Source organism: Streptomyces yongxingensis (assembly GCF_055597465.1).
Map to the genome: position 1 here is coordinate 9,961,446 of NZ_CM145717.1, position 26,991 is coordinate 9,988,436.

A 26,991-nucleotide genomic window follows, 5' to 3' on the forward strand; every position below is an offset into this window, starting at 1 on the left:
CCACCCCGCCCCGTAACCACAGACCCCACGGAGCATCCGCATGACCACACCACACCCCCTCCCCATCGGACTCATCGGCGCCGGACGCATGGGCTCCTTCCACGCCGAGACCCTCGCCCGCCGCCTCCCCGGCGTCCGTCTCGCCGCCATCGCCGACCCGGCCCCCGGCGCCGCGCAGGGGCTCGGCGAGCGGCTGGGCGGCACCACGGCGTACACCGAGATAGCCGAGCTGCTCGCCGACCCCGGGGTCGAGGCGGTGGTCATCGCCACCCCGGCCCGCACCCACGCCGGGCTGGTCGAGGCCGCGGCCCGGGCGGGCAAGGCCGTGTACTGCGAGAAGCCGATGGCCGTCACCCTCGAGGAGGCGGACCGCGCCATCGCGGCCGCGGCCGATGCCGGTGTCCCCCTCCAGGTGGGCTTCAACCGCCGCTATGACACCGGCTTCCACGCCGCCCACGAGAAGGTCCGCGCGGGCGCCATCGGCACCCCGCAGCTGCTGCGCTCCCTCACCCGCGACCCCAAGCTGGCCGACCCGGGCCGTATCCCGCCGTGGACGATCTTCCTGGAGACGCTCATCCACGACTTCGACACCCTGCGCTATCTCAACCCCGGCGCCGCACCGGTCGAGGTCTTCGCGTTCGCCGACGCCCTGGTCCGCCCCGACTTCAAGGAGCACGGACTGCTGGACACCGCCGTGGTCACCATCCGCTTCGACAACGGCGCCCTCGCGACCGCCGAGGCGAACTTCCAGGCGGTGTACGGGTACGACGTGCGTGGCGAGGTCTTCGGCTCGGCGGGGATGCTCACCATGGGAGACATCCGCCGCGGCCATCTGACCGCCTACGGCCCGGACGGCAGCGCCGCCGAATGTGTCACCTACGACCAGGATCTCTTCCACGACGCCTACGTGGCCGAACTCGCCGACTTCGCCGAGTGTGTGCGCACCGGCCGCGCCCCCTCCGTCACCGGCCAGGACGCCCGGGCCGCCCTGGCCGTCGCGCTCGCGGCCATCCAGTCGGTCACCACCGGCGGCCCGGTCCGCGTCGACGACATCGCGTAGCGGTACCGCCCTTCGGCTCTCGGTGACGGCGTCCGGCGACGTACGCCGACGGCCATGTCCGGACGGCGGCACTCGCTTCGGGAGAGGCGTTATATTCGGGCTATATGGGACGAGGCTGGCCTGCGATCCGTACGGCACCGGGCTCCCGAGGACGATGACAGGTGACGCCATGGGTGTGGATGAACAGCACCCGGACAGTGCGGACACCCGGATCACTCGGTCGGCGCGGACACGGCTTCGGCTGATGGGTTCCGCGGGTGGCCAGCTGAGTGGCACCGGGCCGGTGAGGCTCGCCCTCGGGCAGGCGGTCGCCGAACTCGGCGCACTGGGGGGCATGATCCATGTGAGCGATCCGCGCCGGGGCGTGATGAGCCTGGTGGCCAGCATGGGGCTCCCGGACAACCTGGTCGCGGGATGGGAGACCCTCACGGACGAGGACAGCGCGGCCCCCGTGTCCTGTGTGCGCTACGGCACCCACGTCTGGACGCCGCCACCGCCGGATGTGCCGCATCGGGCGCCCCTCTCGTCGTCCGGCCGCCCCTCCCACGGGGACTTCCCTCCCGGCGCCGGCACGCTTCCACCCGGAAGCGGGGTGGCGTCCATGCCCGTGGTCACGGCCGACGGGCAGTCGGTGGGTGCGCTGTCCGTCCTGGTGGAGGCGCCGGAAGAGCTCGACGACGCGCAATGTGCGTTCCTGCGGATGGCCGCCGACTGGGTCGCCGAGTATCTGCGGCCCGTCCGCCCCGCCGCCACGGACGTCGAGCACGAGAGGCAACCCCTCGGCGGCGACGCCGTCGGCAGTGCCGTATGGCGGATGAACGACGGCCTCCTCGCCCTCGACAACCAGGCACGGCTGACCTTCGCCAACCCCGCGGCCCTGAAGTTGCTGGGGGCTTCCGCCCAGGAGGCGCTGGGGACCGTGCTGTGGGACCACCCGGTGGTCCGGGACACCGGGATGGCCGCCTGCCACGGGCGGGCGGTGACCACGCACGCACCGGTCGGATTCGACACCCGGTGGCCCGGCAGAGCGGGCTGGTACCACGCACGCATCGACCCCGTCCCCAACGGACTGGTCATCCACATCGCGGACATCACCGAACGCCGGAGGGAGGAGGCCGAGCAGTCGGCGGCCCAGCGCACCGCGGCCGAGCGGGTCATGCGCATGGGCGAGCTGACCTCGGCGCTCGCCGAGGCGCTGACCGTCCAGGACGTGGTGAAGGCGGTCGCCGACCGGATGCTTCCGCCGTTCGGCGCCACCGGCCTGATCTGCCAGGTGATCGAGAACGGGCGGCTGCGGATGGTCGGTTCGGCCGGGTATCCGGAGGAGTTCCTCGAGACCGTCCAGAAGCTGATGGTCGCGGACATGTCCGCCATCGTCCAGGTGCTCAGCTCCCGCACCCCGACCTTCCTGTCCACGCCGCGGGAGTACGCCGAACAGCATCCGGACGCCGCCGACTACCTCTACCGGAGCGGGATGAAGGCGTGGGCGTTCCTCCCGCTGATCGCCTCCGACCAGCAGATCGGCTATTGCGTGGTGAGCTTCTCGCGACCGCGCCACTTCTCCGAGGAGGACCGCTCCCTGCTCATCGCCCTGAGCGGACTGGTCGCCCAGGCGCTGGAGCGGGCGCGGCTGTACGACGCCGAGCACACCCGCGCCCAGGAGCTCCAGCGCGGGCTGCTGCCCCGCACGCTGCCCGCCGTACCGGCCGTCGCCGCCGAGGCGCGCTATCTGCCCGCCACCGAGGGCGTGCAGGTCGGCGGCGACTGGTACGACCTCATCCCGCTGTCCGGGGAGCGGGTCGCCCTCGTCATCGGCGATGTCATGGGCCACGGGCTGTCCGAGGCCGCGACGATGGGGCGGTTGCGCACGGCCGTGCACACCCTCGCCGATCTCGAGCTCCCGCCCGATGAGCTGCTCACCCACCTCAACGATCTGGTCGGCGACCTCGGCGATGACTTCTACGCCACCTGTCTGTACACGGTCTACGACCCGGTCACCAATCGCTGTGCCTTCGCGAGCGCCGGGCACCCACCACTCGCCATCGTCCACCCCGACGGCACGGCCCACTTCCCCCATGTCGACGCCGATCCACCGCTCGGTGCCGCCAGCCCGCCCTTCGAGACGCATGAGGTCCAGGTGCCCGAGGGCAGCCATCTGGTGCTCTACACCGATGGCCTGGTCGAGTCGTCGGCGGTCGACATCGACGAGGGCATGGCCCGGCTCGCCCAGGCCCTCACCAGGGCCGCCGCACCCCCGCCCGATCCGTCCGGGACCGCGTCCGCACCCACCACGCTGCACGATCCCGGCCGGCTGTGCGACGCCGTGATCAGCGCGCTGGTGCCGGAGCAGGCCGAGACCCACGACGACGCGGCGCTGCTGATCGCCCGGACGCGGTCGATGGCTCCGGACCGGGTGGTGTCCTGGGCGCTCCCGGACGGCCCCATCGCCGCGGCGGAAGCCCGCCACCATGTCACCGAGCAGCTGTCCACGTGGCATCTCGACGAGCTGACGATGACGACGGAGCTCCTGGTCAGCGAGCTGGTCGGCAACGTCGTCCGGCACGCCAAGGGCCCCCCGCGGCTGCGCCTGCTCTACGGCCGGACACTGATCTGCGAGGTCTCCGACGGCAGCCTCACCACTCCGCGGATCCGCCGCGCCGCCGAGACCGACGAGGGCGGGCGCGGGCTGCAGCTGGTCGCGGCGCTGTCCGATCGATGGGGCATGCGGTTCTCGGCGACGGGCAAGTGCATCTGGACGGAGCAGGCGCTGCCCTCGCCCGCCCACCCGGCCGCCGCCTGAGGGGACGGGGCCCGCGGTGTGCCCGGCGGTGCGGCCCGCCACCGGCACGCTCTAGGATCGGTCGGTGACCGCCGTGAGACAGCAGACCACCAGGGACCAAGCGGCACCGGGGCGGAAGCGCTCGGACGGTGCCGGCCGGAGCGCCACCGTCAAGGACGTGGCGACGCTCGCCGGGGTCTCCCCGAAGACCGTGTCGAATGTGATCAACGGCTTTGTGCATGTGTCCCCGGCGACCCGGGAGCGGGTCCAGCGGGCCATCCGGGAGCTCGACTACCGGCCCAACCGGGTGGCCCGCAACCTCCGCCGCGGCAGCACCGGCATGCTCGGGCTGGTCCTGCCCGAGCTGGACGTACCGTACTTCGCCGAGCTGGGACGCCACTTCCTCACCACGGCCGAGGAACACGGCCGCACCCTGCTGATCGAGCAGACCCTCGGCGACCGCGAGCGGGAGGCGGCGGTGATCCACGGGCTCGGCGACCAGGTCGTGGACGGGATGGTGGTGAGCCCGCTCGCGCTGCACGGCAGCGCGCTGGCGAACCACCTCGGCACCGTGCCGCTGGTGCTCATCGGCGAACGCCCCAGCGGCGGCCTCGCCGACCATGTGGTGATCGACAACGTGGCCGCCGCCAAGGAGGCCGTGGTCCATCTGGTGGCCGGCGGGCGCCGCCGGATCGCCGCCGTCGGCGTCCAGCCCGAGCCGTACATCGGCACACCGCTGCTGCGCAGGACCGGCTACCGCCAGGCCCTGGAGGAGGCCGGGCTGCCGCTGGACCCCGGGCTGGAGCGGGAGACCCCCCGCTACCACCTGGCCGAGGGCGCGCGGGCGATGGCGGCTCTGCTGGACCAGGCGGAGCCGCCGGACGCCGTGTTCTGCTTCAACGACGCGCTCGCCCTCGGCGCGCTGCGGACCCTGTACGAGCGCGGACTGCGGGTGCCGGACGACATGGCGGTGATGGGCTTCGACGACATCGAGGCCGCGCGCTACAGCACACCGAGCCTGAGCAGCGTGGCACCGGACAAGGGCGCCATCGCCCGGCACGCCGTCGATCTGCTGCTGAAGCGGATCGAGACACCGGACCGTCCGGCCCAGGAGGTCGTCGTCGGCCACACCCTCCACACCCGCGAGTCCACCGAGGGCGGTATCGCCCGGACCGCTCACTGACCTCCCAGACCCGTGGTGGCCACCGACTTCACGATCTGACGCTGGAACAGCATGAAGACGATGAGCAGCGGGATGGAGCCGAGGATCGAGGCGGCCGACTCCTGGGCGTTCCGGAGCCCGGTGGAGTCCTTCACGGTCGACAGCCCCACCGGCAGCGTCATCAACTGTGGATCGCTCGTGCTGATGAACGGCCAGAGGAAGTTGTTCCAGGTGTTGATGAAGACGAAGATGGCCACGGCCGCCAGGATCGGCCGGGACAGCGGCAGCACCACACTCCAGAACACCCGGAAGCTGCCCGCCCCGTCGATCCGGGCCGCCTCCTCCAGCTCACGCGGAATGCCGTCGAAGAACTTCTTCAGGATGAACACCATCGCGGGCGCCACCACCTGCGGCAGGATCACCGCCGCGTAGGTGTCGACGAGGTTCATCGCGAGCATCTGCCGGAACAGCGGCACGATCAGGATCTGCGGCGGCACCATGATCGAGGCGACGGTGACGGCGAAGAGCACCCGGCGGCCGCGGAAGAGCGTGCGCGAGAACGCGTACGCCGCCATCGCCGAGATGGCCACGGTGATGGCCGTGACGCACACGGCGATCACGACGCTGTTCACCGCCCACACCGGCAGATTGCCCTGGCCGAAGATGGTCCGGTAGGCGTCAAGGGTGAAGCCCGCCTTGGGGATCCAGTCGACGCCCGACGCGCTCGCGTCGACCTCCGTCTTGAACGAGGTGTCCACCCCCCAGCCGAACGGCACCAGCCAGAGCACCGTCATCAGCGCGAGCGCCAGCAGCGTCAGCACACGGGGGAGGGGGCCCGTCCCGAGCGAGGGGTGCCAGACACGGCCGCCGTAGCGGCGCCGCCGGACCACCTCCCGGGGCATGGTCGACCGGGGCTTTCCGGGGGTACGGGGGGAGAGTGTCTCGGTGGTCATGGCGCGCTCAGTCCTCCCTGCGCGAGAAGATCTTCAGCTGGGCGATCGAGAGGATGATGATGAGCCCGAAGAACACATACGACACCGCCGAGGCATAGCCGAGCCGGTAGTTGGTGAAGCCGGTGTCGTAGATGTACTCCAGGATCGGCCGGGTGGCCCCGTTCGGGCCGCCCTTGGTCAGCAGGTAGATCTGGTCGAACACCTTCAGCGACGCCATCACCTGCAACACCGCGATCAGCCCGGTGGTCCGGCGCAGTTGCGGCAGGGTGACCGACCACAGCCGGCGCCACGCACCGGCGCCGTCCAGCGCGGCCGCCTCGTAGAGGTGGTCGGGGATCGCCTGCAGCGCGGCCAGGTAGAGCAGGAAGTTGAATCCCACCGTCCACCACAGGGTCACCAGCGCGATGGACCACATCGCGTACCTCTCGTCCGTCAGCCAGCCGATCCCATCGATCCCGAAGATCTTCAGCAGGCCGTTGAGCATCCCCCGGTCCGGCTGGAACAGCATGCTCCAGATCTGGTACACCACCGCGACCGGCAGCAGATGCGAGGCGAAGAAGGCCAGCCGCCACAACCACTGTCCCGGCATCCCCGTGTACACCAGCAGGGCCATCGCCAGGGCGACGAGCACGAGGGGGACGGTGGTCAGGACGGTGAACCAGACCGTGTTGCCGAGGGTCTGCCACACCTGGCTGTCGCCGAACGCCTCGGTGTAGTTGTCCAGGCCGACGAGGGTGTTGTCACCGTGCCCGGTCAGACTGGCGTCGGTGAAGCTCATCCACAGGCCGATGCCGATCGGCACGACGAGGAAGAGCGTGAAGAACACCAGGAAGGGGGTGGCGAAGAGCCACCCGGCGCCACCCGACCGAGTCCGGTCCGTGGCGGCGGCCCGCCGGAATCCGGCGCGCCGGGATCCGGCCGCGGCCCGCCGCGCGGGCGTGGAGACGGAAGCCATGACATCGCTCCTTTCCATTGCGACTCCGTCGCGATCAGGCCGGATTCGGCTGGGCCAGCAGGGTGTTGATCTGGGAGACCATCGTGCGCACCACGCGCTCGGCGGACGACGCGCCGCCGAGCGCGGGATCGAGCGCCTGGCACATCCGGGTCTGGAAGTCCGAACCGGAGCCCGCGAACCACACCGGCGGGTCGAGCACGAGCTGCTTCGCGGCGCCCGCGTACTCGGACTGCGGCCGCAGCTTCGCGTACTGCGGGGACGAGACGGCCGGGGTGTACGCGGGGATGTGGCCAGCCGTCGCCCATGTCAGCCCGGACCGGACCAGCTCGGCCACGAACCGGTGGGCGCGCCGCCTGCGCTCCGGATCCGGGTTGTCCTGGTGCGGCAGCACCAGGGCGTGGCTGTCCGAGGCCCCGGCCGGACGGTCGTAGAAGGTGGGGATGGGGGAGCCGCCCAGCTTGTCCTTCAGGGTCGACTTGTAGGTGGCCATGTCCCACTCACCCGAGAAGATCATCGGTGAGCGGCCGCCTGCGAAGGCGGCGATGGCCGTCTGGACGTCCATGGTGCGGCAGTCGCGCGTCAGGTCGGCCATGAAACGCACCACCTCGACGGCGGTGTCCTCGTCGATCTCGGCCCGTTTCCCCGTGAGGTCGAAGGTGGCGCCGGTCTGGCTGAACAGCGTCCAGAACATCCGCCAGCCCATCGCCGCGTCGTTGGCGTGGCCGAAGACGGGCCCGAGCTTGCCGCTGTCCTTGCGGAGCTTGTCCATCAGCTCCAGGGCGTGTTTCGGCGATTCGAAGGGCACCAGCCGCCCGTCACCGTTGAGCAGACCCGCCTTGTCCAGGACGTCCCGGTCGAAGAAGACGACGAACGGGTGGGTGTCCAGCGGAACGGCGTACGGGTCGCCCTGGTACAGACTCCGCTTGACGAGCGTCTGGTTGAGGTCGCCCTGCTTCAGGCCGAACTCGGCCAGCAGATCCATGTCCCACGGGTCGAGCAGACCGCCGGGGGCGTAGCCCGCCAGCCGGGTCAGATGCATGATCGCCACATCCGGCGAACGGCCACCGGCCGAGGCCATCGCCAGCTTGGTGTAGTACGGCGGGCCCCAGTCCAGCACCGTCGTCCTGACCTTGAGACCCGGGACGCGCTTCTCCACGTTCCGCGTCATGGTCTTCATCAGTTCGCCGTCGGGGCCGGTGAACAGGGTCCAGTACTCGATCTCGTCGGCGCTCCGCACGCTCCCGGTGATCGAACCGCAGCCGCTGAGCGCGGACGCCGACACCGCGGCCCCCGCCCCGTACACCGCGCCTCTCAGCAGACCGCGCCGTGTCAGGCCGCTCATCGTCCCTCCTCACCGGCCGGGCGCTCGAAGGCGGCGGGGCGCTGCTGCGCCGCGCGCAGCCGCTCCACGTCCAGCTTGCGGCTCCGGTCGAAGCGGTAGACGCCGTTCTGCTCCTGGAACACATCGGTGAGCTGGGTGTAGCAGTAGCCGAACATCAGGGGGTCGTCGAGCAGCACCCCGGTCAGCCCCGCGAAGCGGGTCTGGAACTCCTCCTCGGTCCGCGGCCGCTGCCCGTACCCCCAGGACACCTCGCGGTCGTCACCGGCCGCTCCATCCGCCTCCTCCGGATTCCACCAGATGCCGCCGAACTCGCTGCAGAAGTAGGGCTGGCCGCGGTACGGCAGTGACCACACCGCGTCGGTGTCCCTCCTTCCGGGGTTCCCCCGGTTGTCGGGGTTGAGATACGGGTCGTCCTTGTCCAGCCCGGCCATCTGGCGGCGGAACGCCTCCGGGTCCTGCTCGTAGCTGTGCGAGTCGTAGACATCGGTCTCGGCCACGCGGTGGGAGTAGCCGGAGGCGTCCAGGACCGGACGGGAGGTGTCGGCGGCCTTCGTGGCCAGGAACATGCCCCGGGTGACATCGTCCAGGACGGTCTGCCGGTCGTGGAGTTCCTGGTGCGTCTCGTTGAGCGGGCACCAGCCCACGATCGAGGGATGCGAGTAGTCCCGCTCCACGGCCTCCAGCCACTGGGCGATGAATCCGGCGGTGGGCTGCTGGTTGTCCCCGGTGGTACGCCCCGTACTGGCTCCCCAGTCGCCGAACTCGCCCCAGACGAGATAGCCGAGCCGGTCCGCGTGGTGCAGGAAACGCTCCTCGAACACCTTCTGGTGCAGCCGCGCCCCGTTGAACCCCGCGGCCAGCGACAGCTCGATGTCCCGGACGAGGGCGGCGTCGTCGGGCGCGGTCATCAGCCCGTCCGGGTACCAGCCCTGGTCCAGGACGAGCCGCTGGAAGACCGGGCGGCCGTTGAGCAGCAGCCGCTTGCCGTCGATGGCCACCGACCGCAGCCCGGCGGTGCACTCGGCGCGGTCCACGACTCCGCCGTCGCCGTCCAGCAGCTCGATCCGCACCCGGTACAGATGGGGGTCCTCCGGAGACCACGGCCGGCTCCGGTCCTCGGGCAGCGCGAGCACCATACGGGGGGCCAGGTCGAGGTCGGCGCGCACGGTCGCCTCGGCCACCGTCTCGCCGTCCGCGTCGCTCACCCGGGCCGTGATCCGGTGGCCCGGGCGGTTGGCGCTGAGCGGCAGTTCGAGGTGGAAGGCCCCGGACGCGAGGTCGGGGGTGATCCGGGGCCTGCGCAGATGGACCTCGGGCACCGGCTCCGCCCACACCGTCTGCCAGATGCCGGTGGTGCGGGTGTAGTGGCAGTCGCTGTTGGCGTAGTCGGTGGCCTGCTTGCCGCGCGCCTGAGGGCCGTGGCGGGCGTCCCGGGCCCGTACCACGATCACCACTTCCGCGTCGCCGCCGGCCGCGCCCGCCACCACGCCGAGGTCGGCGGTGAAGGAGGTGAAGCCGCCGCTGTGCCGGGCCACTTCGCGGCCGTCGGCCCAGACGGTGGCGTCGTGGTCGACGGCCCCGAAGTGCAGCAGCACCCGCCGGCCGGCCCAGTCCGCCGGTATCCGGACCGTACGCCGGTACCAGACCGCGGGGTGGAAGTCGGTGTCCCCGATCCCCGACAGCTCGGACTCGGGGCAGAACGGGACCAGGATCCGTCCGTCCAGCTCCTGGTGCACCAGGCCGCGCTCGAATCCGCTGTCGCCGGGGTCGAAGGCGAACTGCCAGGTGCCGTTGAGATTGAGCCAGTCCTCACGGACAAAACTGGGCCGGGGATATTCGGGTCGTGGAACGCCGTTCGAGACTTCGGGCGAGGTGATGTCCAGGTGGGCCATGGGATCTCCGGGAAGGCGGGGGATTTGACCGGGCAGGGGTATGCCATCACCCGTTTACATCGATGTAAAGATCCCGCGCAGCAACTTTTGCCACGACCTCGGGCGGCCGCCGGTGGGCCTGGCTAGATCTCGCCCTTCTTCACCTTGTACAGCTCGACGTCCTTGTTGGCGAAAAGGTGCACATAGCCGCAATTCCAGCAGATCAACCCGGTGGCCGATTCGTTGGCCCAGCCGAACTTGAACAGCTCCATGCCGGTGCTGTTGAGCTTCACCTCGCGATCCCGGAAGAGGTCGCCCTTGCAGAACACACATGTGATCCACACGTCCCCGATAGCCGCACGTACAGGCTTGGCCACGCTCTCTCACCTTTTCCGGCCACCGAAGTGGCCCCCGTCTCGCGTCAACAACGGTGATCAGCATAGGACGGGGGCCCACTCGGCACGTCAGCCGCGATAGGTGTGCAGGTAGTCGAACCGCGCGACCGCGCCCGCGGTGTTCTGGGCGACCAACCCGATCCTGAGCTCGCTCACGGCCGGCAGGGTCCAGACGCCGGTGTGGACCCAGTGCACACCGTCCGTGCTGGTGGCGGCGCGCACCTCGGTCTCGTCCCGCGCGGTGTCGGCGTGGTACGACAGTCGCATCCACAGCGTGTCCGCGGGCGGGCCGCCGAACATCGGCCCGTAGGCCACCGGGGTCGGCGGTGTGGTGGTGGGACGCTCGCCCTCCTTCGCGAACTCGGTGACATGTGTGGTCTTGCCGTCGGCGTGGCTCACCGGGAGCACCGTGTGCACCAGCTTGTAGTAGCGGTCGTCGTTCCCGTACAGCACCAGCCCGGCCTGCTGGTTGGTCCGCCCCGGAGCGAACCGGAGCCTGGTCTCCACGGTGTAGTCGCCCGGGGGAGCGTCCCGGGTCAGCACCGACGCCGTATTGGTGCCGAGGTAGAGCTCGGCACCCTGCGTGGGCCAGGACAGGGCGCCTTCGGACATCGTGACCCCGGACGCCGGTCCGCGCACCCAGGACCACGGTGAATCCGCGGTGGTGCCGGGGACGGTGGCGGTGTCGAAGTCATCGCTGTAGGCGGGCAGCGGCGGCCCCGGCACATGGTCGGGGACGCGGCTGGTGACCGGTGTGTGGAGCGCCGCGGCCCCCACGTTGTCGGCCGCCGCACCGGCGCCGCGGGCGGCCACGCCGACCCTGCCGGAGCGGACCGCGGCCGCGGGCAGTGGCCGCTCCTGGGTGGCCACCGCGTCCCGCAGCCGGTCCGCGCTCACCTCCACGGTCATCCGGGTGCCGCGGATCTCCGCCGCCACGTTGTGCCAGGTGTCCCAGGCGAAGTCGGGCGGCAGCGGGGTCGTACGGGTGCCACGGCTGCGGCCGTCGACCCGTACGTCCGTCACCAGTGCGTTGCGCTGCCGGTCCAGCCACGCCACCACGAAGTCGTCCGGGCCGGTGTAGCCGGCCAGCAGCCCGGCCGCGCCGGTGGCCGAGGTGACCCGCAGATCGGCCTCGGCGCGCCGGGCCGCCGGGGCGGAGCGGTCCGAGACCAGGTGGGCGGGGCCGGTGGGATTCCCGCGCGGCGTGGCGAAGCCTCGGGCGTCCTGCTCGTGTCCGACCCTCCAGCCGCCGGTGCCGGTGCCGCCACCGCCGTGCCACCCCTTCAGCGAGCCGTCGTTGAAGGTGCCGCCCGCGGCCCAGGAGGCCACGGGGGCCCGCTGTGCGCCCTGGGAGGCACCGGCCCCGGCCCGTACCACCGGCCAGCCGTCGATCCAGTCCAGCCGGTCCATCAGCATCGGCCGCTTGGACAGCTTCAGTGTGCCGCCCGCGGCCGGTTTCAGATCCGGGTCGTCGGAGGAGATGGCGTGGTAGACGAGCCAGTCCTGGCCGGACAGATCGGTCTGGAGCGCGTTGTGGCCGGGGCCGATCCAGCCGTTGCCGTTGGCGGTCAGCACCACACCGCCCTTGCTGGTGGCGGCCGTCAGCGGAACGCCCCGGTCGTCCACGAAGGGCCCGGTCGGGCTGGTCGCCCGGCCGACCTTGACCTGATAGCCGCTGAAGGCGCCGTCGCAGCACCCCGCGTCGGAGTAGAACAGGTAGTAGTGGCCACCGCGCCGGACCACGAACCCGCCCTCCATCCGGCGGCCCTGCGCCACTTCGGTCACCGCGCCCTCGATACGGGTGCGGGCGGCGTTCATCTTCGCCACGCAGATCGTGTCGTAGCTGCCCCAGTACAGATACGGCTGACCGCCCTCGTCCGTGAACTGGGCCTGGTCGATGTTGCCGGTGGCGCAGCCGCTCGGCGAGGGCAGCACGGCTCCCCGGTCGGTCCAGGGGCCGGTGGGGGTGGGCGCGGTGGCCACTCCGACGGTGTTCTCGGAGGACACGGAGTAGTAGAGGTTGTAGTTGCCGTTCACATAGCGGATGTCGGGGGCCCACAGCCGGGCGCCCTTGTGCCAGGCGGGTTTGGTCTCCGGGGTGAAGACCTCCCCGGCGTACTCCCAGTGCGCCAGGTCGGCCGAGCGGAGGATCGGCAGCATCCGCTCACCGTCCTCGCCCTTGCTCTGGAACACCGGGTTCTGGGTGCCGTACGCGTACCACAGGCCGTCCTTGCCCCGGATCATCACCGGGTCGGGGAAGGTGTCGACCACTCCGGCCGTGAGGGGATTCCGGTAGGTCGGCGCCTGGTGGGCCGTCGTGGTGTGCTCCCTCGCCGGGCGCTCCGCGGCCGTCGCGCGGGCCGCGGGCAACAGCCCGGCCAGCAGCGCGCACAGCAGCGCGGCGACGAGGGTGCCAGGGCCGCGTCGAGGGCTCCGTCTACGGCTTCGTCTCATCTACGCGGTCCCTTCCGGCTCGAAGGAGCTCAGGCTCGGGTCGTAGTCCAGGTCACCGATGTCGAACATCGGGGTCATCCAGTGGTAGAAGTTGTCGCCGCGCTCCCGCAGCAGGTCGTACAGGCGGCGCATCAGACGGCGGCGCACGGGCAGCAGCTCGGGGTGCTCATAGCGGTTGGTCAGTTCATGGGGGTCGGTGTCCAGGTCGTAGAGCTCGTTGACCGACTCGGGGTTGACGATGAGCTTGTGGCGCTCGTCGCGGATCATCCGCTGCGGATACGGGAAGTGGTGGCCGTGGAACTCGGCGAGCAGCTCGGCCGGCCACCGCGGATGCTCGCCCCGCACCAGCGGCACCAGGCTTCGGCTGTCCACGGCCGGTGAGGTGTCGCAGCCCGCGAGGTCCAGGATGGTGGCGGTGCAGTCGGTGAGGCTGACGAACTCCTGGCGCACCTGCGGGGCCGCCCCGGGGACACGGATGATGCCGGGGATGCGGTAGATGTCCTCGTACATCGCCGGGCCCTTGTCGTGCAGCCGGTGGGCCCCGGTGAACTCGCCGTGGTCGGCGGTGAAGAACACCGAGGTGTCATCGGCAAGACCGAGCTCGTCGAGCCGGGTGAGGATGCGCCCGATCTGCTCGTCGATCAGCGTGACATAGCCCCAGTAGACCGCGATCAGCTTGGCGGAAACCTCGATGGGGATGGTGTCGAAGGTCCAGTGGGCGCTGTAGTTGCGCTGTACCGGTGGCTTTCCCTCGAAGGTCTCGGCGATCGAGGCGGGCAGGTCCACCAGGGCGGGGTCGTAGCGGTCGAAGTACGCGTCGGGCAGCAGATACGGCAGATGCGGCCCGAAGAAGTGAGTGGCCAGGAAGAACGGCCGCCCGTCCGCGGCGTAGCGCTCCAACTGCTCGATGGCGCGGGTGGCCAGATAGTGCTCGAAGGTGGCCTCCACCGGCTGGTGCAGCCGCGCCGCCAGCAGATTGCCCGGATTGCCGTTGGGCGTGGTGCCGCGTACGGCATCGGATATCCGGTACGGCGGCAGTCCCCGCTCCTTCAGGTACGCCGTGTAGTCCGGGTGGTCCACGGGGTTGTGCCAGCCGGGCAGATCGGGCCCGTCGAAGCCGTACGAGGCGGCGTTGCGGTGGGTGCCGACATGCCACTTGCCGACATGGCCGAGCTGGTAGCCGCGCTCGGCCAGGGCACCGGGAAAGGTGAACGCGTCCTCGCGCAGATCCTCCAGATAGCCGACGTTGCGCTCGTAGTTGGCCAGCAGCCGGTGGCGGAAGGGCGCCTGGCCGGTGAGCAGGCTGGCGCGGGCCGGGGTGCAGATGGCGGTGGGGGTGTAGCAGCGGTCGAAGCGGGTGCCGGTCGCCGCCAGCCGGTCGAGGTTCGGCGTGGCCACATGCGGATTGCCGTAACAGCCGAGGGTGTCGACGCGGTGCTGATCGGTCATCAGGAACAGCAGGTTCATCGGGCGGCCGCCTTCGTGTAGAGGTCACCGGCGTAGAACGTGGAAGGATCGGGGGCCTTCGGCAGCTGCCCGGTCCGGACGAAGAAGCGGCTCATACCGTCCAGCCACGTCCCGACGGTGCCGTCCTTGGTTCTGGCCACCAGCTCGGCGGTCGTCATCGTCTTCACATGCTCCGCGTCCGCCGCGACCTTCGCCTCATCGGCCTTGAGCAGCTTCGCGGCCAGCGCGATGGACTCCTTGGGGTGCGCGGCCCGCCAGTCGTTGGCCTCCTGAAGGACCTTCACGACCTTCTGATCGCGCTCCGGCTTCGCCTTGGCGGCGGAGACGAACGCGGTGGGGAAGGAGGAGCCGGGGAGGTCCTCGGTGCTCGCCACCTCCTTCATCCCCGGCACCTTCTCCTTGATGGTGTCGATGAGCGGATACCAGATCCCGGCACCGTCGATCTGCCCGGAGGAGAACGCGGAGACGACGGTGGGCGCGTCCATCACCACCTTCGAGATGTCCTTCATCGTCATCCCGGCCTTCTGGAGCGCCAGATTGAGCGCCATCTCACCGGAAGTGCCCTCGGGGACGCCGACCTTCTTCCCCCTCAGGTCCTGGATCGAGGTGATACCGGGCCTGGCGATGACCCGGTCGGCGTAGGTGAGGGTGTTGATGGCCACGATGGTGGCCTTGCCGGAGGCGGGCAGCCACAGGGCGCCCGGCCCGATGTAGCCGTAGTCCAGATTGCCGGTGCGCAGGGCCTGGATCTGGACCGGGCCGTTGACGAACACCTTGGGCTCGGCGGTCAGGCCGTGCTTCTTCCACAGGCCCCGCTCCTCGGCGATGGCCAGCAGGCTCGCGCCGTTGTAGTCGGCGATATAGCCGAACCTGACCGCGGAGCCGCCGCCGCTGCCGGAGGACGAACACGCCGCCACCGACAGTGCCGCACCAGTCGCGGAAAGTGAGATCATGAAGTCGCGTCGGCTCATCCTCATCTGGGGTGAGTCCCTTCGAAAAGTCAGTGCGGTCGGGGAGTGAGGTCAGGCGGCGGAGCCGGCCGGTGACTGGTGGTAGACGTGGGTCCAGACGTCGTTGCGGATGCGCGCGAACTCAGCGGAGAGCCGGATCTCCTCGGTCCGCGGATAGGGGAGATCCACATCGATGACCCGGTGGATCCGGCCGGGCCTGGCGGCCATCACGACGACCCGCCCGGCCAGATACACCGCCTCGTCGACGTCATGCGTGATGAACAGGACGGTGCGCCGCTCCTGAGTCCAGGTGTCCAGCAACTGGTCCTGCAACTGCACCCGGGTCAGCGCGTCCAGCGCCCCGAACGGCTCGTCCATCAACAGGACTTCGGGGTCCACGGCGTAGGCCCGGGCGATGGCGCAGCGCTGTTTCATCCCCCCGGAGAGGGTCTTGGGCAGGGCGTCGGCGAAGTCGGCGAGCCCGACCAGCTCGATGGCGTGATCGGCGCGCCGCCGGCGCTCCGCGGCGGGGACGTGCGCCAGCTTCAGCCCGAACTCGACATTGCCGCGCACCGTCAGCCACGGGAACAGCGCGTACTGCTGGAAGATCACCCCACGGTCCGGCCCCGGCCCGGTGACGGGCGCACCGTCCACCGTGACCGTGCCGGAGGTGGGCTCCACCAGCCCGGCCACCATGGACAGCAAGGTGGACTTGCCGCAGCCGGACGGGCCGACGACCGCGACGAACTCCCGGTCCCCGATGTCCAGGGAGACCTGGCCGAGGGCGGTGAAGGTGGTGTTCTTCAGCGGGTAGGTCTTGACCACGTCCCGGAATGAGATCTTGGGGCTCATCGACGCTCCTGCCACGCGGTGAGACGGTGTTCGGCCAGCAGCAACAGCCGGTCCATGACCAGGCCGATGACACCGATGCTGATCAGACCCACGAAGATCGTGGGAACGTCGTAGTAGGTCTGGGCGTGGACCATCTCGAAGCCGAGACCCTTCTGGGCGCCGATCATCTCGGCCGCCACCACGGTCGCCCAGGCCGCGCCGAGTCCGATGCGCATGCCGACCAGGATGAACGGCGTGGACGCCGGGATGACCACCTTGAGGAAGACGGTCCGGTCCGACGCGCCGAGCACCCGCGCCGCGTCGATCAGCGTCCGGTCCACACCGGTCACCCCCTGGAAGGCGGCCACCACACAGGACATGAACGCCGCCAGGAAGATGACGAAGATCTTCGGTGTCTCGCCGATGCCCATCAGCACGATCACCAGCGGGATCAGCGCAAGTGGCGGGATCGTGCGGAAGAACTGGACGTACGGCTCCAGCAGGCCCCGGGCCACCGGATACCAGCCCATCAGAAAGCCCACGGGCACGGCGGCCAGGGTGCCGAGCGCGAAGCCCAGGAGCACGCGCTGGAGGCTGGCCAGCGCGTCCTCGGTGAGGGTTCCGTCGGAGAGCAGATCCCGCGCTCGGGAGCTCACCGAGAGCGGTCCGGGGATGTCCGCGAGCCCCGCCGCGGCGGTCAGCGCCCAGAGGGCGATGGCCAGGACGAGGGCGATCAGATTGAACACGAGGGGGTGGACGGTGCGTCGTGCGCCGCGTGGCGCTTGTGGTGTCGTGGGGGTCTTCTCGGGCGCGGTGACCACCGTCATGGACGCCTCGCGGGGTACATGGGTCCTCCTCTTCGGCCCGGGACCGGGCCGGATCAGCCCGGACGGGCCGGGTAATGGCTGAGCAGGGGGGATTCACGCAGGACAAGGGCGATACCGCCCAGGGCGCCACCGGTCTCGCCGAGCGCCGCCGGCCTCAGGTCCACACGGTCCCGTGAGATCGGCATGATGTGTGCGCGCAGCGCCCGTTCGACCGGCTCGAAGAGCGGTGGGCCGGCCGCGGCGAGTTCGCCACCGAGCACGATCACCCCGGGGCCGACCGCGTTGCACACCGCCGCCAGCACGGTGCCGATGTGGGTGCCGGCCGCCTCCAGCGTGCGCAGCGCCACCGGATCGCCTGCCTCCAGCGCCCCGAGGAGCGCGGCCAGGCCGTCCGCGTGGCCGCCCGCGCGGCGGTAGGCGGCGAGCACGGCGCCCACCGAGGCCACCGTTTCCAGGCAGCCGGTGGCGCCGCACGAACATCGTCCGTCGCCCGACTCGACCGCGATATGCCCGAACTCGCCGGACAGGCCGTACGCCCCGCGGTGCAGGGAGCCGGCCACCACCAGCCCGCCGCCCACACCGTGCGACAGCCGCAGATACAGCACGTCCTGACCGCCCGCCGCGGCACCCCAGGTGGCCTCGGCGAGCGCGGCGAGCCGGGTGTTGTTGTCCACCAGCACCGGGGCCTCGAAACGCTTGCGCAGCAGCGCGGGCAGATCGGCGGAGGGGCACGGTTGCGCGGGCCCGGAGTCCGGGTCCTCGACCGGGCCGACCACGCCCACACCGATGGCGTTCAGCGCACCCAGCCGCAGGGCGCCGTCGGCGAGCGTGCCGACCAGCCGCTCGGCCAGGGCGATCCGCTCCTCCCAGGGCAGTCCCGGGTCGTGCGGCTCACTGGCCGAACCGATCACCTCGTGGGCGACGTTGACCGCGGAGACATGCACCGCCCGGCGGGCGAAGTCGATACCGATGGCCTGGCCCGCGCTGGGGTTGAGCGTCAGCGCCTCCACCGGCCGTCCCCGTCTGCGCGGGGCGGTTCCGGGCGCCGTGGCGACCACGGCGCCGCTCTCGATCAGCTCGGTGACGATATCGCTGAGGGTGGTCCGGGAGAGCCCGCTGTGCTGCCCCAGTTCGGCCCGGCTGAGCGGGCCGTGTTTGCGCAACAGGTCCAGTACCAAGTCTTCGTGTCCCCGCCGCAGCCGGGCCAGCGGGCCGTCCTGATGGGGGTGCATGCCGACCAGCATGCGCACGCCCATCTATTTCGTCAACACCCCGGAAAAAAGAAGGCTCGGCGTCGCGGACGCGGCGGAAGCCGAGGCCGCCGGTGGTCGAACCCACTGGGCTCGGGTGGTCCATCGGCTGGTGAGGGCTGCCCGGCCACCCTCCTGGGCCCCGCCCCACCACACCTGCTATAGCTGTTGGCTGACTCTTCATCACGGCGACATCTCCCGCCGCCGCTCAAGGAATGCGATCATGCTGACCTGAGCATGCCAACCCCCACCCCCCACCTTCCCGGCGTGCGACCACGCCGCGGTCGTTCAGGAGGACGCAGTGAAGAAGAGTTCGCGGATCGGCAGAGTGTCCGCCGTCCTCGGCAGCGCCATCGCGCTGGTCGTGGCCTTCCCGGGCAGTGCGCTCGCGGACCCGCCCAAGGCCCTGCCCGCCAACGCGGACGGCACGGAGCAGACGTTCCAGCCGGCGTTCGACTACGACACCGACGGCTGCTACCCCACGCCCGCCATCGGCCCCGACGGGACGATCGCGGGCGGGCTCAACCCGAGCGGCGCCCTCAACGGCCAGTGCCGCGACTCCTGGGACCTGGACAACACCAACGGATACTCCCGCTCCAAGTGCAACAACGGCTGGTGCGCGATCATCTACGGCCTGTACTTCGAGAAGGACCAGGCCGTGGCCGGGAGCGGTCTCGGCGGGCACCGCCACGACTGGGAGCACGTCGTGGTGTGGGTGCAGAACAACGAGGCCAAGTACGTCGCCACCTCGGCCCACGGCAACTTCACCATCTACAACCGGGACCAGATCCGCTGGGACGGCACCCACCCCAAGGTCGTGTACCACAAGGACGGCCTGAGCACCCACTGCTTCCGCCCGGCGAACTCCAACGACGACCCGCCGGAGAACCACTACCACACCTGGCAGTACCCCGCGCTGGTCGGCTGGAACGGCTACCCCGCCGGGCTGCGCGACAAGCTGAGCCAGGCCGACTTCGGCAGCGCCACCTTCGGCCTGAAGGACAGCGCGCTCAACTCCCACCTCGCGAAGGCCAAGCCGTCCGACATCCCCTTCGACCCCAACGCGTGAGCAACACGGCCCCGGGAGGCGACGTGGCGTCAGCCCATGCCTCCCGGGGCCCGGGTGTGGCCCACCGGCCAGGTCACCGACTCGGTCAGCGCCCCGGTCAGCGCCGGGGAGGCCCGGCCGGGGGCGGCTCGACCTCGAGGTAGCGGTGGCGGCGCGGCCCCCGGTACTCCAGCGCCTCCCAGCCCAGCCGCCGCAGTACGTCCGCGCAGTTCCGCAGCACGTCCTCCGCCGCGTATCCGGCGCCACTTCCCGGCGGCCCCAGCCACTCGACCCGCACCACCCCGGTCGGCTCCGCGGCACCGAGGCAGTATCCGGTCGCCGTACGGCGACCCTCCGCGTCGACCGCCGACGGCGGAATACCGGCCGCCTCCAGCGCCAGGGCCACGGCCCGCACCGGTTGACGCCGCTCCCACTCGGCGGGCGCCCCTTCGGGGTCGGCGGTGTCGGCGTTCATCAGCCGGCGGATCTGCAGCAGCCCCTCGAACGCGGTCCGCACCGCGGCCCCGCGGCCCCGCTCGTCGCCGCCGGGGAGCTCCGTGGCGCCGGTGGCCACCTCGAACTCCGCCATCCCCTGATCCCCCTTCGGACCTGGCCTTCCGTGGCCCGGCCGCGCTGCTCAGCGCCGTCGCAAACGGTCGGCCTCGACCACCGCATCGGCGAAGGCTTCCGGAGCCTCCTGGGGCACATTGTGGCCGATGCCCTTCAGCGTCCGGTGGGCGTACGGACCCGAGAACTTGTCCCGGTACGCCGCACCGCCCCCGGCCGGGGTGAACGGATCGCGCCCGCCGTCCAGCGTGACCGTGGGGACGCCGATGACGGGACCCTTGGCGAGGCGCCGCTCCAGACCGTCGTACCGGGGATCGCCCGCCGCGAGCCCCAGCCGCCAGCGATAGTTGTTCGTCACGATGCGCACATAGTCCGGATTCCTGAAGGCGGCGGCGGTGCGCGCGAAGGTGGCATCGTCGAAATCCCACGTCGGGGAGTTGAACCGCCAGACGAGCCGCGCCAGTTGGCGTCGGTATTCAGGGTTCTCCAGCCCGAGCACACCCCTCTCGGTGGCGAAGTAGTACTGATACCACCAGGCCCATTCGACCTTCGGTGGCTGTGGCTGCCTGTTCGCCTTCCGGTTGGTGATCAGGTAGCCGGTCACCGAGACCAGGGCCTCGCAGCGCTTCGGCCACAGCGCCGCGACGATGTCGGCCGTTCGTGAGCCCCAGTCGAATCCGGCGAGGATCGCCCGCTCGATCCCCAGGGCGTCCATCAGGGCGATGAGATCGACGGCGAACACCGACTGCTGGCCGTCGCGGAACGTCCGGGGCGACAGAAAGCGCGTCGTCCCGTAGCCGCGCAGATAGGGGACGATCACCCGATAGCCCTTGGCGGCCAGCAAGGGCGCCACATCGGCGTAGCTGTGGATGTCATAGGGCCAGCCGTGCAGCAGGACGACCGCGGGGCCATGGGCCGGGCCCGCCTCGGCGTAGCCGACGTTCAGCACTCCGGCCCTGATCTGCCGCAGGGCGGCGAAGGTCGGGTGCGGCCGCACGGCCGACATCCCCTGCTGCTCCGAGTCCGAGAGCATCCCCGCGGGCTCCGCCGAGCCGGTGGCGGCCCGGGCGGCGAGCGGCGCCCCGACCGCGCCCGCACCCACGATCTTCCAGAAGCTGCGCCTGCTGAACATCCGCACTCACCCTCCACCAGTGCGAACCGCTCCCCGGCCCCGGCATCCACCATGGCGCATGGGGGCGACCCTCGCACGCCGTGCGTCACCTGTCCGGGAGGTGATGCGAGGCGGGGTGGGTGGGTCTCTGCTCGGGTGGATGGGCCCCTACTCGAAGAGCTCCTCCTCCTCGGCGATCCCACGCTCCGCGGTCACCGCCATCCTGCGCTTGATCACCGCGGCCGCCGCCAGCGCGCTCGTGGTGAACGCCGTCGCGATCAGCCACGGCCGGTCCAGCACATGGCGGGTGAGGTGGTCGAGCGAGTAGCGGCCGGGCCCCGAGATCCCGAGCGCCGCCGCCGAGCACCCCAGCAGGGCCGCGAACTCATAGCCCCCGGACTGGGCGAAGAACCCGGCCGGCGCGTTCACCGAGACCGCCCCCGCCATCGTCCCCGCGGCCGCCGCCCCGGCCGCGGGGGTGGCGAAGCCGAGCGCGAGCAGCAGCCCGCCGCCCGCCTCGCCCAGCCCGGCGGCCACGGCGCTGGCCCGTCCCGGACGGAAGCCCATCGCCTCCATGGCATCGGCGGTACGGTCCAGACCATCGCCGCCGCACCAGCCGAAGAGCTTCTGCGCGCCGTGCGCGACCAGGACCCCGCCCACGCCGAGGCGCAGTGCGAGCAGTCCGAGGTCCTTGCGGTGGGGCATGGGGTCTCCTGCGCTCCGGGGCATGGTGTCTCCTCCGCTCCCGTACGGGCACACCGCGGTCGGCCGCCCGGCGTCTCACCCAGTCTCGGCACGCCTTCCGGGCCCCGCCGTCGCTGCTGCGCCATCGGAGTGCATCAGCTCCGTCGTGGTGACCGCGCGCAGACCGCGCCGGCGCAGACCGTCGAGGACCGCGGGCAGCGCGGTCAGGGTCCCGGAGTGGCCGAAGTGCAGGCTGACCACCGAACCGGCGCGGACCTGGCCGAGGACCGCGTCCCGCACCGCGTCCGGCCCCGGGTCCTGGAAGTCGAGGGAGTCCACGTCGTAGGAGAGGACGTGCGGGTATCCGGCGCGGGCCGCAAGACGGGTCACGAGGTCCGTGGCGGTACGGGCCTGCGACGGCCGGAACCAGCCGCCGATGGTCCTGGTGAGGCGGCGCAGCCGGTCGGCGCACTCGGCGATCTCCGCGTACGCCTCGTCGGCGGGCAGGGCGCACACGGCGCGGTGCCGCATGGTGTGGTTGCCCAGCTCATGACCGCCGTCCAGGACCCGCCGGGCCATCTCGGGGTGTTCGTCCAGCCAGGTGCCGACGGCGAGGACGGTGACACGAGCCCCCGCCCGTTCGGCCTCGGACAGCAGCGAGCGGGCGAGCCCCGCGTCGCCCTGGCCGTGGAAGGTGAGGGCCACCGCGCTTCCGCCGCGCGGCCCGTGGGCGATCCGCGGTGGCAGCCCGGGGAAGCGCACCGGCCCGCCTGGCGCGTGCCCGGCGGGCGTGGCCCGGTCCGAGGCCGCACCGGAGGAGGGCGCCTCGGTGGGACCGGCCGGCCGGGACGACGAGGAGTCGGCGTGATGGCCGCAGCCGACGCCGCACGTCGTGGCCGCCACGGCACCGCTCGCGGACCGCAGGACATCACGGCGGGAGGGAGAGGACACCTGAAGCATGAGAACACGCCCCCGGCCGATATGCGGCGATTCCTCTCCGGCGGGTGTGTTTTTCCGTCGATCGCCTCGCACGGGCTCGCACCGAGGTCCGGGGCGCGTCGACGGAGCCCGTCAGCACGCATGGCACGCTGGGCCTTTGCATGTTTGTGCACCACCGAGGAGACGAGCCACCGTGTCGCAGAACCACCCACCGGAGTCCATCGCCGCGCCGGCGGTGCTCGCCGAGGAGCGACGACTCCACAAGGACCTCGGATTCTGGGCCCTGACCGCGATCGGGTTCTCCAACATCCTGGGGTCCGGATGGCTGTTCGCGGCCCTGTACGCCGCCCAGACCGCCGGCCCCGCCGCCCTGCTGTCCTGGATCGGGGCGGGTGTGCTGTGCGCCCTGATCGCGCTGGTCATGGTGGAGCTCGGCGCCACCCGCCCGGAGGGCGGCGGCACGGTGCGCTGGCCGCTGTACGCCAGCGGACGGCTGGTCGGCACGATGATCGGCTGGTCGGTGCTGCTCTCGGTGGGCGGTACGGCGGCCGAGATCAGCGCGATCATGCAGTACGCCGCGCACTATCTGCCGGGGCTCTACAACGGCGGCACCCTCACCGTCTCCGGCCTCGCCGTGGCCGTCGCGCTGAGTGTCGTGCTGACGGCCTTCAACTGGTTCGCCGTGCGGATATTCGCCCGGCTGAACAACCTGATCTCGGTGTTCAAGGTCGTCGTCCCCATCCTCACCATCGTCGCGCTGTTCCTGTCCGGTACCCACTCCGGGCGCCTCACGGATCACGGTGGTTTGGCCCCGTACGGCTACGCGGCCTGCCTGACCGCGCTCGCCGGCGGCGGCATCGTGTACTCCGTCAACGGCTTCCAGGCCCCGCTCGACTTCTCCGGTGAGGCCCGCAATCCGCGCCGTACCGTACCGGCCGCGGTGCTCACCGGCATCGGCCTGGCCGTGCTGGTCTACCTCGGGCTCCAGTTGGCGTTCCTGTACACGGTGCCCGAGTCGCTGCTGGGCCACGGCTGGAAGGGAGTCGACTTCGAGTCGCCCTTCGGGCAGCTCGCCCTGGTGCTCAACCTCCACTGGCTGGCCACGCTGCTCTACGCCGACGCGGTGGTCTCACCGGGCGGATCGGCCTATGTGGGCGTGGCCATCGACGCTCGCCATACGTACGCCCTGGCCAAGAACGGTCTGCTGCCCCGCTTCTTCATGCGCATCCACCCCTGGTCCGGAGTGGCGCGCCGGGCGCTGCTGCTCAACCTCGCGGTCATCGTCGTCTTCATGCTGCCGTTCGGCGGCTGGCAGGACATCGTGAGCGTGATGGGCGACATGTACTTGTTGATCTACGCCGCCTCGGCGGTGGCCGTCGCGGCGTTCCGGGCGCACGACCGCGAGCGGGGAGTGGAGCGGGCCGAGGGACAGGTGCCGGGGGTGCGCTGGATCGCACCGGTGAGCTTCGTGGTGGCCAGCGAGTTCGTCTACTGGTCCGGCTGGCACGATCTGCGCCTCGCGCTGCCCTTCGTACTGGTCGGCGCGGTGCTGTTCCTGCTGCAGCGCCGCGAGGACGGAGGCGCACCGCTGGGGGAGGAACTGCGGCGCGGCGCCTGGCTGGTCTTCCACCTGGCCGCGCTGACCGTGCTGTCGTGGCTCGGCACCTTCGGCGGTTCCGGCCGCCTCCCGGCGCCGTACGACACCGTGGTGGTGGGTGTCCTCGGGCTCGCCGTGTTCCTGTGGGCGGTCCGCTCCGGCGCCCAGCATCTGCGGACCTCGCAGCTCAGCGCAGCGTCGCCGTGAAGCTCCGGCCGTAGGCGTGGCGGGTGGCGACGACGATCCGGGTGCCGCCGGGGACCCGGCCCACCCGGACACCGTCGTCCACCGCCACGGCCCTCATCCCCCGGCCCCGGATGACGACCGAGACCGTGTCGCGCTCGGTGGTCGGATCGGACACCGCGACCGTCACGCCGCCGTCGTGGGTTTCCCGCAGGATCACCGAGCCGGGCCCGCGCACCGACAGCCGCCCGGCGTGGTGGCTGCCGGGGGTGAAGGCGTTGAGCGCGGTGATCCGCAGACCTCGATGGGCCACGGCCTGGAGTCGGGTGGTGTTCGCCAGGACGGCGAGCGGGCGACGGGCGTAGCCGTCCAGTCGGCGCTCGGTGGCATTCGGGACGAGGGCGTACGCCATCGAGGTGTGCGGCGCGCCCGCCGCCCGCTCGACGGTCACGGCGAAGAGCTGTTTGGTCACCGGGATGTCGGGGTTGGCGAGGCGGACCGCGCGGCGGCTGCGGGTGACGGTGTCCAGCGTGACGGTGGGCGGTGGCCCGCCCAGGAAGACATACCCGACCGAGGCGGCCCGGGTGGCATTGGCGTAGCGCAGCCATGCGAGCGAGGCCGTGCCGGTGCCGGACCAGGGCGCACCGCCGCGGAGCCGCCCGGTGAGGGTGAGGGTGTCCGAGGGCGCGGCGATCTGGGTGTCGAGGGTGGTCGTCACCGCGCGGCCGGCGGCGTCGCCGACCCCCGCGGCCAGCACCACGATCTCGTCGTCGAACAGGAACCACGACTTGGTGGCATCGGCGTTGCGGTACACCACGAAGTCCTCGGGGAGGTCGCCCGCCTGCTTGGCGGCGTACGCCACGTCGTCGGACTGGACGAGCCCCGCCACACCGTACGGGCCCAGGGCGGCGCCACCGGAGAACGGGTGGGTGGATCGGGGGAAGTAGACATAGGTGTTCTGCGCCTCCGAGGAGGAGGTGAAGCCCCGCTCGGGGTTGTCGTACCAGAGCGTGCCGTACAGCTCGGGGATCGTGCGGCGGGTCTCCACGGGGGCGGTGACACCGGCGAGGCGGTGGGGCGGGACGGTGGTGAGGTGGTCGATGCCGAACGCCTGGGCCTGGTCCTGGCCGGACAGATACAGATGGTGGGCGCCGTCCCCCTGGAACCAGGGCATCAGGTTCTCGCCGCTCATGTACTCGTATCGGCTGATCCTGGACGAGCTCCGGGCCAGGGCGAAGGCGTAGCCGGGGCGCCGGTGGACGGTTCTGTCCATCGCGTTGAACGCCACATGGCGCTCGGCCGGCCCGAGGTCGCTCGCCGGGATCGAGGAGTCGGCGAGGATGTCGGCGTAGGCCGCGATGCTCACCGGGGACACGAACCCCGAAGGGTCGAGCGTGGCCTTCGAGGTCTGCCGCAGATACGCCACATAGCCCTTGAGCGCCGTGGCGTCGCCGCCGGTGGCATGGGCGGAGAGACCCACCACGGCCTCCACCACCTCGGCCGCGTCGGCGTACCCCGTGGCCGGCCGGGACACCCCGCGCCCCTTGACGATCTCCATCAGCCAGCCCTCGAAGATCAGCGGCGCGAAGCCGTCCACCACCCACCCCTGCACGACGCGGACCAGCTGGTCGTCGGTCGTGTAGCCGGTGCCGTCGAGCATCTTGACGGTCTGCACGACACGGGTGAGCAGGCCCCTGCCGTAGGAGCCCGTGTAGGCCACGGACGCGTGCTGGATGAAGGAGCCGTCGGCGTAGAAGCCGTCGGTGACCCCGTGCCGGAGGTCGTACGGGTCGATGGTCGCCAGGATGGTCAGCTGGTCGGCGAGGGCCTTGGTGATCCGGGCGTCGTCGCCGAGGACGGCGCCCTGGAGGATGCGGTTGGTGGTGATGTCGGCGAGGTTGGCGCCGGTGTGGAAGCGTGAGTCGAGGTCGACGTCGCCGTCCTTGCCGTTGCGCAGATACGCGTCCATCGAGGCGACGTAGGTGGCGGCGAGGCCGGGCCGGTAGGCGGCGAGTTCGTCCGCGAGCAGCGCCAGCGTCTTGCTGACGTGGGTGGAGATGCCGATCTCCCAGGTGAACCAGTTGCCGTAGTAGCCCTTCGACTGGTCGCCGTAAACGTGCTCGTGGAGCCATATCAGACCGTCGATGACGCGCCGCTGGACACCGGTGTCGCCGTGGAGTCCGGACGGTGTGCCGCCGTCCGGTGTGCGGGTGGCGAGGGCGATCTCGTAGAGGTACTGGAACGAGGTGCCCAGGTGGGGATCGCTGGTGCCCAGGGCGAGGCCCTGGAAGAGCTCGCCCTGCCCGGCGCGGTCCATCGCGGTGAGCCGGGAGCGGGCGGTCGCGGCGATGGAGGCGAGTTTGGCGCGCACCTCGGGGCGGGCGTTGGTCTCCCGCGTCCCGGCGAAGACGGCCACGGTGTTGTCGATCAGCCGGGTGTGAGCGGCCCCGGTCGCTTCACCGGCCGCCGGGTGTCCCGCCGCTCGTGCGCGCAGTGGGAGGGCCATGGCCGCCAGCGCGGCCGCCGGAAGCGTGGAGAGGAGACCACGACGCGAGAGAGGCACGGG

At 71.1% G+C, this 26,991-nt stretch carries 21 protein-coding genes; 5 read left to right on the forward strand and 16 right to left on the reverse strand.

The annotated features are described in order from the left end of the window. The first annotated feature begins 40 nt into the window (after positions 1 to 40). The 3 genes from ACZ6TD_RS42475 (at position 41) to ACZ6TD_RS42485 (ending at position 5,022) form a co-directional block, all read left to right on the forward strand. Positions 41 to 1,060: a Gfo/Idh/MocA family oxidoreductase gene (locus tag ACZ6TD_RS42475; RefSeq protein WP_471346826.1), complete on the forward strand. Its 1,020-nt coding sequence runs from the start codon at positions 41 to 43 to the stop codon at positions 1,058 to 1,060. Positions 1,061 to 1,229: 169 nt separating this feature from the next. Beyond that, entirely contained in the window at positions 1,230 to 3,860 is a 2,631-nt protein-coding gene (locus ACZ6TD_RS42480) for an ATP-binding SpoIIE family protein phosphatase (RefSeq protein WP_471346828.1), read from the forward strand. A gap of 64 nt (positions 3,861 to 3,924) precedes the next feature. Next, on the forward strand, positions 3,925 to 5,022 hold the full coding sequence (locus tag ACZ6TD_RS42485; protein ID WP_471346830.1) for a LacI family DNA-binding transcriptional regulator: 1,098 nt from the start codon (positions 3,925 to 3,927) through the stop codon (positions 5,020 to 5,022). Here the strand turns inward: ACZ6TD_RS42485 and ACZ6TD_RS42490 are convergent. The 11 genes from ACZ6TD_RS42490 to ACZ6TD_RS42540 all read right to left on the reverse strand — a co-directional run bounded on the left by ACZ6TD_RS42490 (position 5,016) and on the right by ACZ6TD_RS42540 (position 18,290). Next, positions 5,016 to 5,954: a carbohydrate ABC transporter permease gene (locus ACZ6TD_RS42490; protein ID WP_471346832.1), complete on the reverse strand. Its 939-nt coding sequence runs from the start codon at positions 5,952 to 5,954 to the stop codon at positions 5,016 to 5,018. The two genes, ACZ6TD_RS42485 and ACZ6TD_RS42490, sit on opposite strands and share 7 nt — an antisense overlap. Before the next feature lie 7 nt (positions 5,955 to 5,961). Then, the gene (locus ACZ6TD_RS42495; RefSeq protein ID WP_471346834.1) at positions 5,962 to 6,909 is read right to left on the reverse strand and encodes a carbohydrate ABC transporter permease; all 948 of its coding nucleotides are present in this window, start codon (positions 6,907 to 6,909) and stop codon (positions 5,962 to 5,964) included. Between the two features lie 34 nt (positions 6,910 to 6,943). Beyond that, positions 6,944 to 8,251, reverse strand: coding sequence for an extracellular solute-binding protein (locus ACZ6TD_RS42500; protein WP_471346835.1), 1,308 nt, complete (start codon positions 8,249 to 8,251; stop codon positions 6,944 to 6,946). Continuing rightward, the gene (locus tag ACZ6TD_RS42505; protein WP_471346837.1) at positions 8,248 to 10,143 is read right to left on the reverse strand and encodes a glycoside hydrolase family 2 protein; all 1,896 of its coding nucleotides are present in this window, start codon (positions 10,141 to 10,143) and stop codon (positions 8,248 to 8,250) included. The genes ACZ6TD_RS42500 and ACZ6TD_RS42505 overlap by 4 nt, the downstream gene beginning before the upstream one ends. A gap of 122 nt (positions 10,144 to 10,265) precedes the next feature. Continuing rightward, positions 10,266 to 10,499, reverse strand: a complete 234-nt coding sequence (locus ACZ6TD_RS42510) for a hypothetical protein (RefSeq protein WP_164426901.1) — start codon at positions 10,497 to 10,499, stop codon at positions 10,266 to 10,268. Between the two features lie 87 nt (positions 10,500 to 10,586). Further along, a complete protein-coding gene (locus tag ACZ6TD_RS42515; RefSeq protein WP_471346839.1) occupies positions 10,587 to 12,971 on the reverse strand; it encodes a family 43 glycosylhydrolase in 2,385 nt (794 codons plus the stop codon). Beyond that, on the reverse strand, positions 12,972 to 14,438 hold the full coding sequence (locus tag ACZ6TD_RS42520) for a sulfatase-like hydrolase/transferase (RefSeq protein WP_471346841.1): 1,467 nt from the start codon (positions 14,436 to 14,438) through the stop codon (positions 12,972 to 12,974). Further along, complete coding sequence (locus ACZ6TD_RS42525; RefSeq protein WP_471346842.1) at positions 14,435 to 15,415, reverse strand: aliphatic sulfonate ABC transporter substrate-binding protein; 981 nt, start codon at positions 15,413 to 15,415, stop codon at positions 14,435 to 14,437. The genes ACZ6TD_RS42520 and ACZ6TD_RS42525 overlap by 4 nt, the downstream gene beginning before the upstream one ends. Positions 15,416 to 15,460: 45 nt before the next feature. Then, on the reverse strand, positions 15,461 to 16,240 hold the full coding sequence (locus ACZ6TD_RS42530; protein WP_470011406.1) for an ABC transporter ATP-binding protein: 780 nt from the start codon (positions 16,238 to 16,240) through the stop codon (positions 15,461 to 15,463). Continuing rightward, on the reverse strand, positions 16,237 to 17,046 hold the full coding sequence (locus ACZ6TD_RS42535) for an ABC transporter permease (protein WP_471346844.1): 810 nt from the start codon (positions 17,044 to 17,046) through the stop codon (positions 16,237 to 16,239). Before ACZ6TD_RS42535 ends, ACZ6TD_RS42530 begins: the two co-directional genes overlap by 4 nt. Before the next feature lie 53 nt (positions 17,047 to 17,099). Further along, positions 17,100 to 18,290, reverse strand: coding sequence for an ROK family transcriptional regulator (locus ACZ6TD_RS42540; RefSeq protein ID WP_471358534.1), 1,191 nt, complete (start codon positions 18,288 to 18,290; stop codon positions 17,100 to 17,102). A gap of 307 nt (positions 18,291 to 18,597) precedes the next feature. Between ACZ6TD_RS42540 and ACZ6TD_RS42545 the strand changes: the two genes are divergently transcribed. Beyond that, entirely contained in the window at positions 18,598 to 19,365 is a 768-nt protein-coding gene (locus tag ACZ6TD_RS42545; RefSeq protein ID WP_471346846.1) for an NPP1 family protein, read from the forward strand. Positions 19,366 to 19,462: 97 nt separating this feature from the next. On the opposite strand, the gene ACZ6TD_RS42550 is transcribed toward ACZ6TD_RS42545, so the two are convergent. The 4 genes from ACZ6TD_RS42550 to ACZ6TD_RS42565 form a co-directional block, all read right to left on the reverse strand. Next, entirely contained in the window at positions 19,463 to 19,933 is a 471-nt protein-coding gene (locus ACZ6TD_RS42550) for a hypothetical protein (RefSeq protein WP_471346847.1), read from the reverse strand. Positions 19,934 to 19,981: 48 nt separating this feature from the next. Beyond that, positions 19,982 to 21,043, reverse strand: coding sequence for an alpha/beta fold hydrolase (locus ACZ6TD_RS42555; protein ID WP_471346849.1), 1,062 nt, complete (start codon positions 21,041 to 21,043; stop codon positions 19,982 to 19,984). 147 nt (positions 21,044 to 21,190) lie between these two features. After that, positions 21,191 to 21,727, reverse strand: coding sequence for a DoxX family protein (locus ACZ6TD_RS42560; protein ID WP_471346851.1), 537 nt, complete (start codon positions 21,725 to 21,727; stop codon positions 21,191 to 21,193). A gap of 75 nt (positions 21,728 to 21,802) precedes the next feature. Then, positions 21,803 to 22,666: a polysaccharide deacetylase family protein gene (locus ACZ6TD_RS42565; protein ID WP_471346853.1), complete on the reverse strand. Its 864-nt coding sequence runs from the start codon at positions 22,664 to 22,666 to the stop codon at positions 21,803 to 21,805. A 172-nt stretch (positions 22,667 to 22,838) separates the two neighbouring features. Between ACZ6TD_RS42565 and ACZ6TD_RS42570 the strand changes: the two genes are divergently transcribed. Further along, positions 22,839 to 24,449, forward strand: coding sequence for an APC family permease (locus tag ACZ6TD_RS42570; RefSeq protein ID WP_471346854.1), 1,611 nt, complete (start codon positions 22,839 to 22,841; stop codon positions 24,447 to 24,449). Here the strand turns inward: ACZ6TD_RS42570 and ACZ6TD_RS42575 are convergent. Further along, positions 24,430 to 26,988 (reverse strand): polysaccharide lyase family 8 super-sandwich domain-containing protein, encoded by a 2,559-nt coding sequence (locus ACZ6TD_RS42575; RefSeq protein WP_471358538.1) that lies wholly within the window; start codon positions 26,986 to 26,988, stop codon positions 24,430 to 24,432. The genes ACZ6TD_RS42570 and ACZ6TD_RS42575 overlap by 20 nt on opposite strands. Between the last annotated feature and the right edge of the window lie 3 nt (positions 26,989 to 26,991).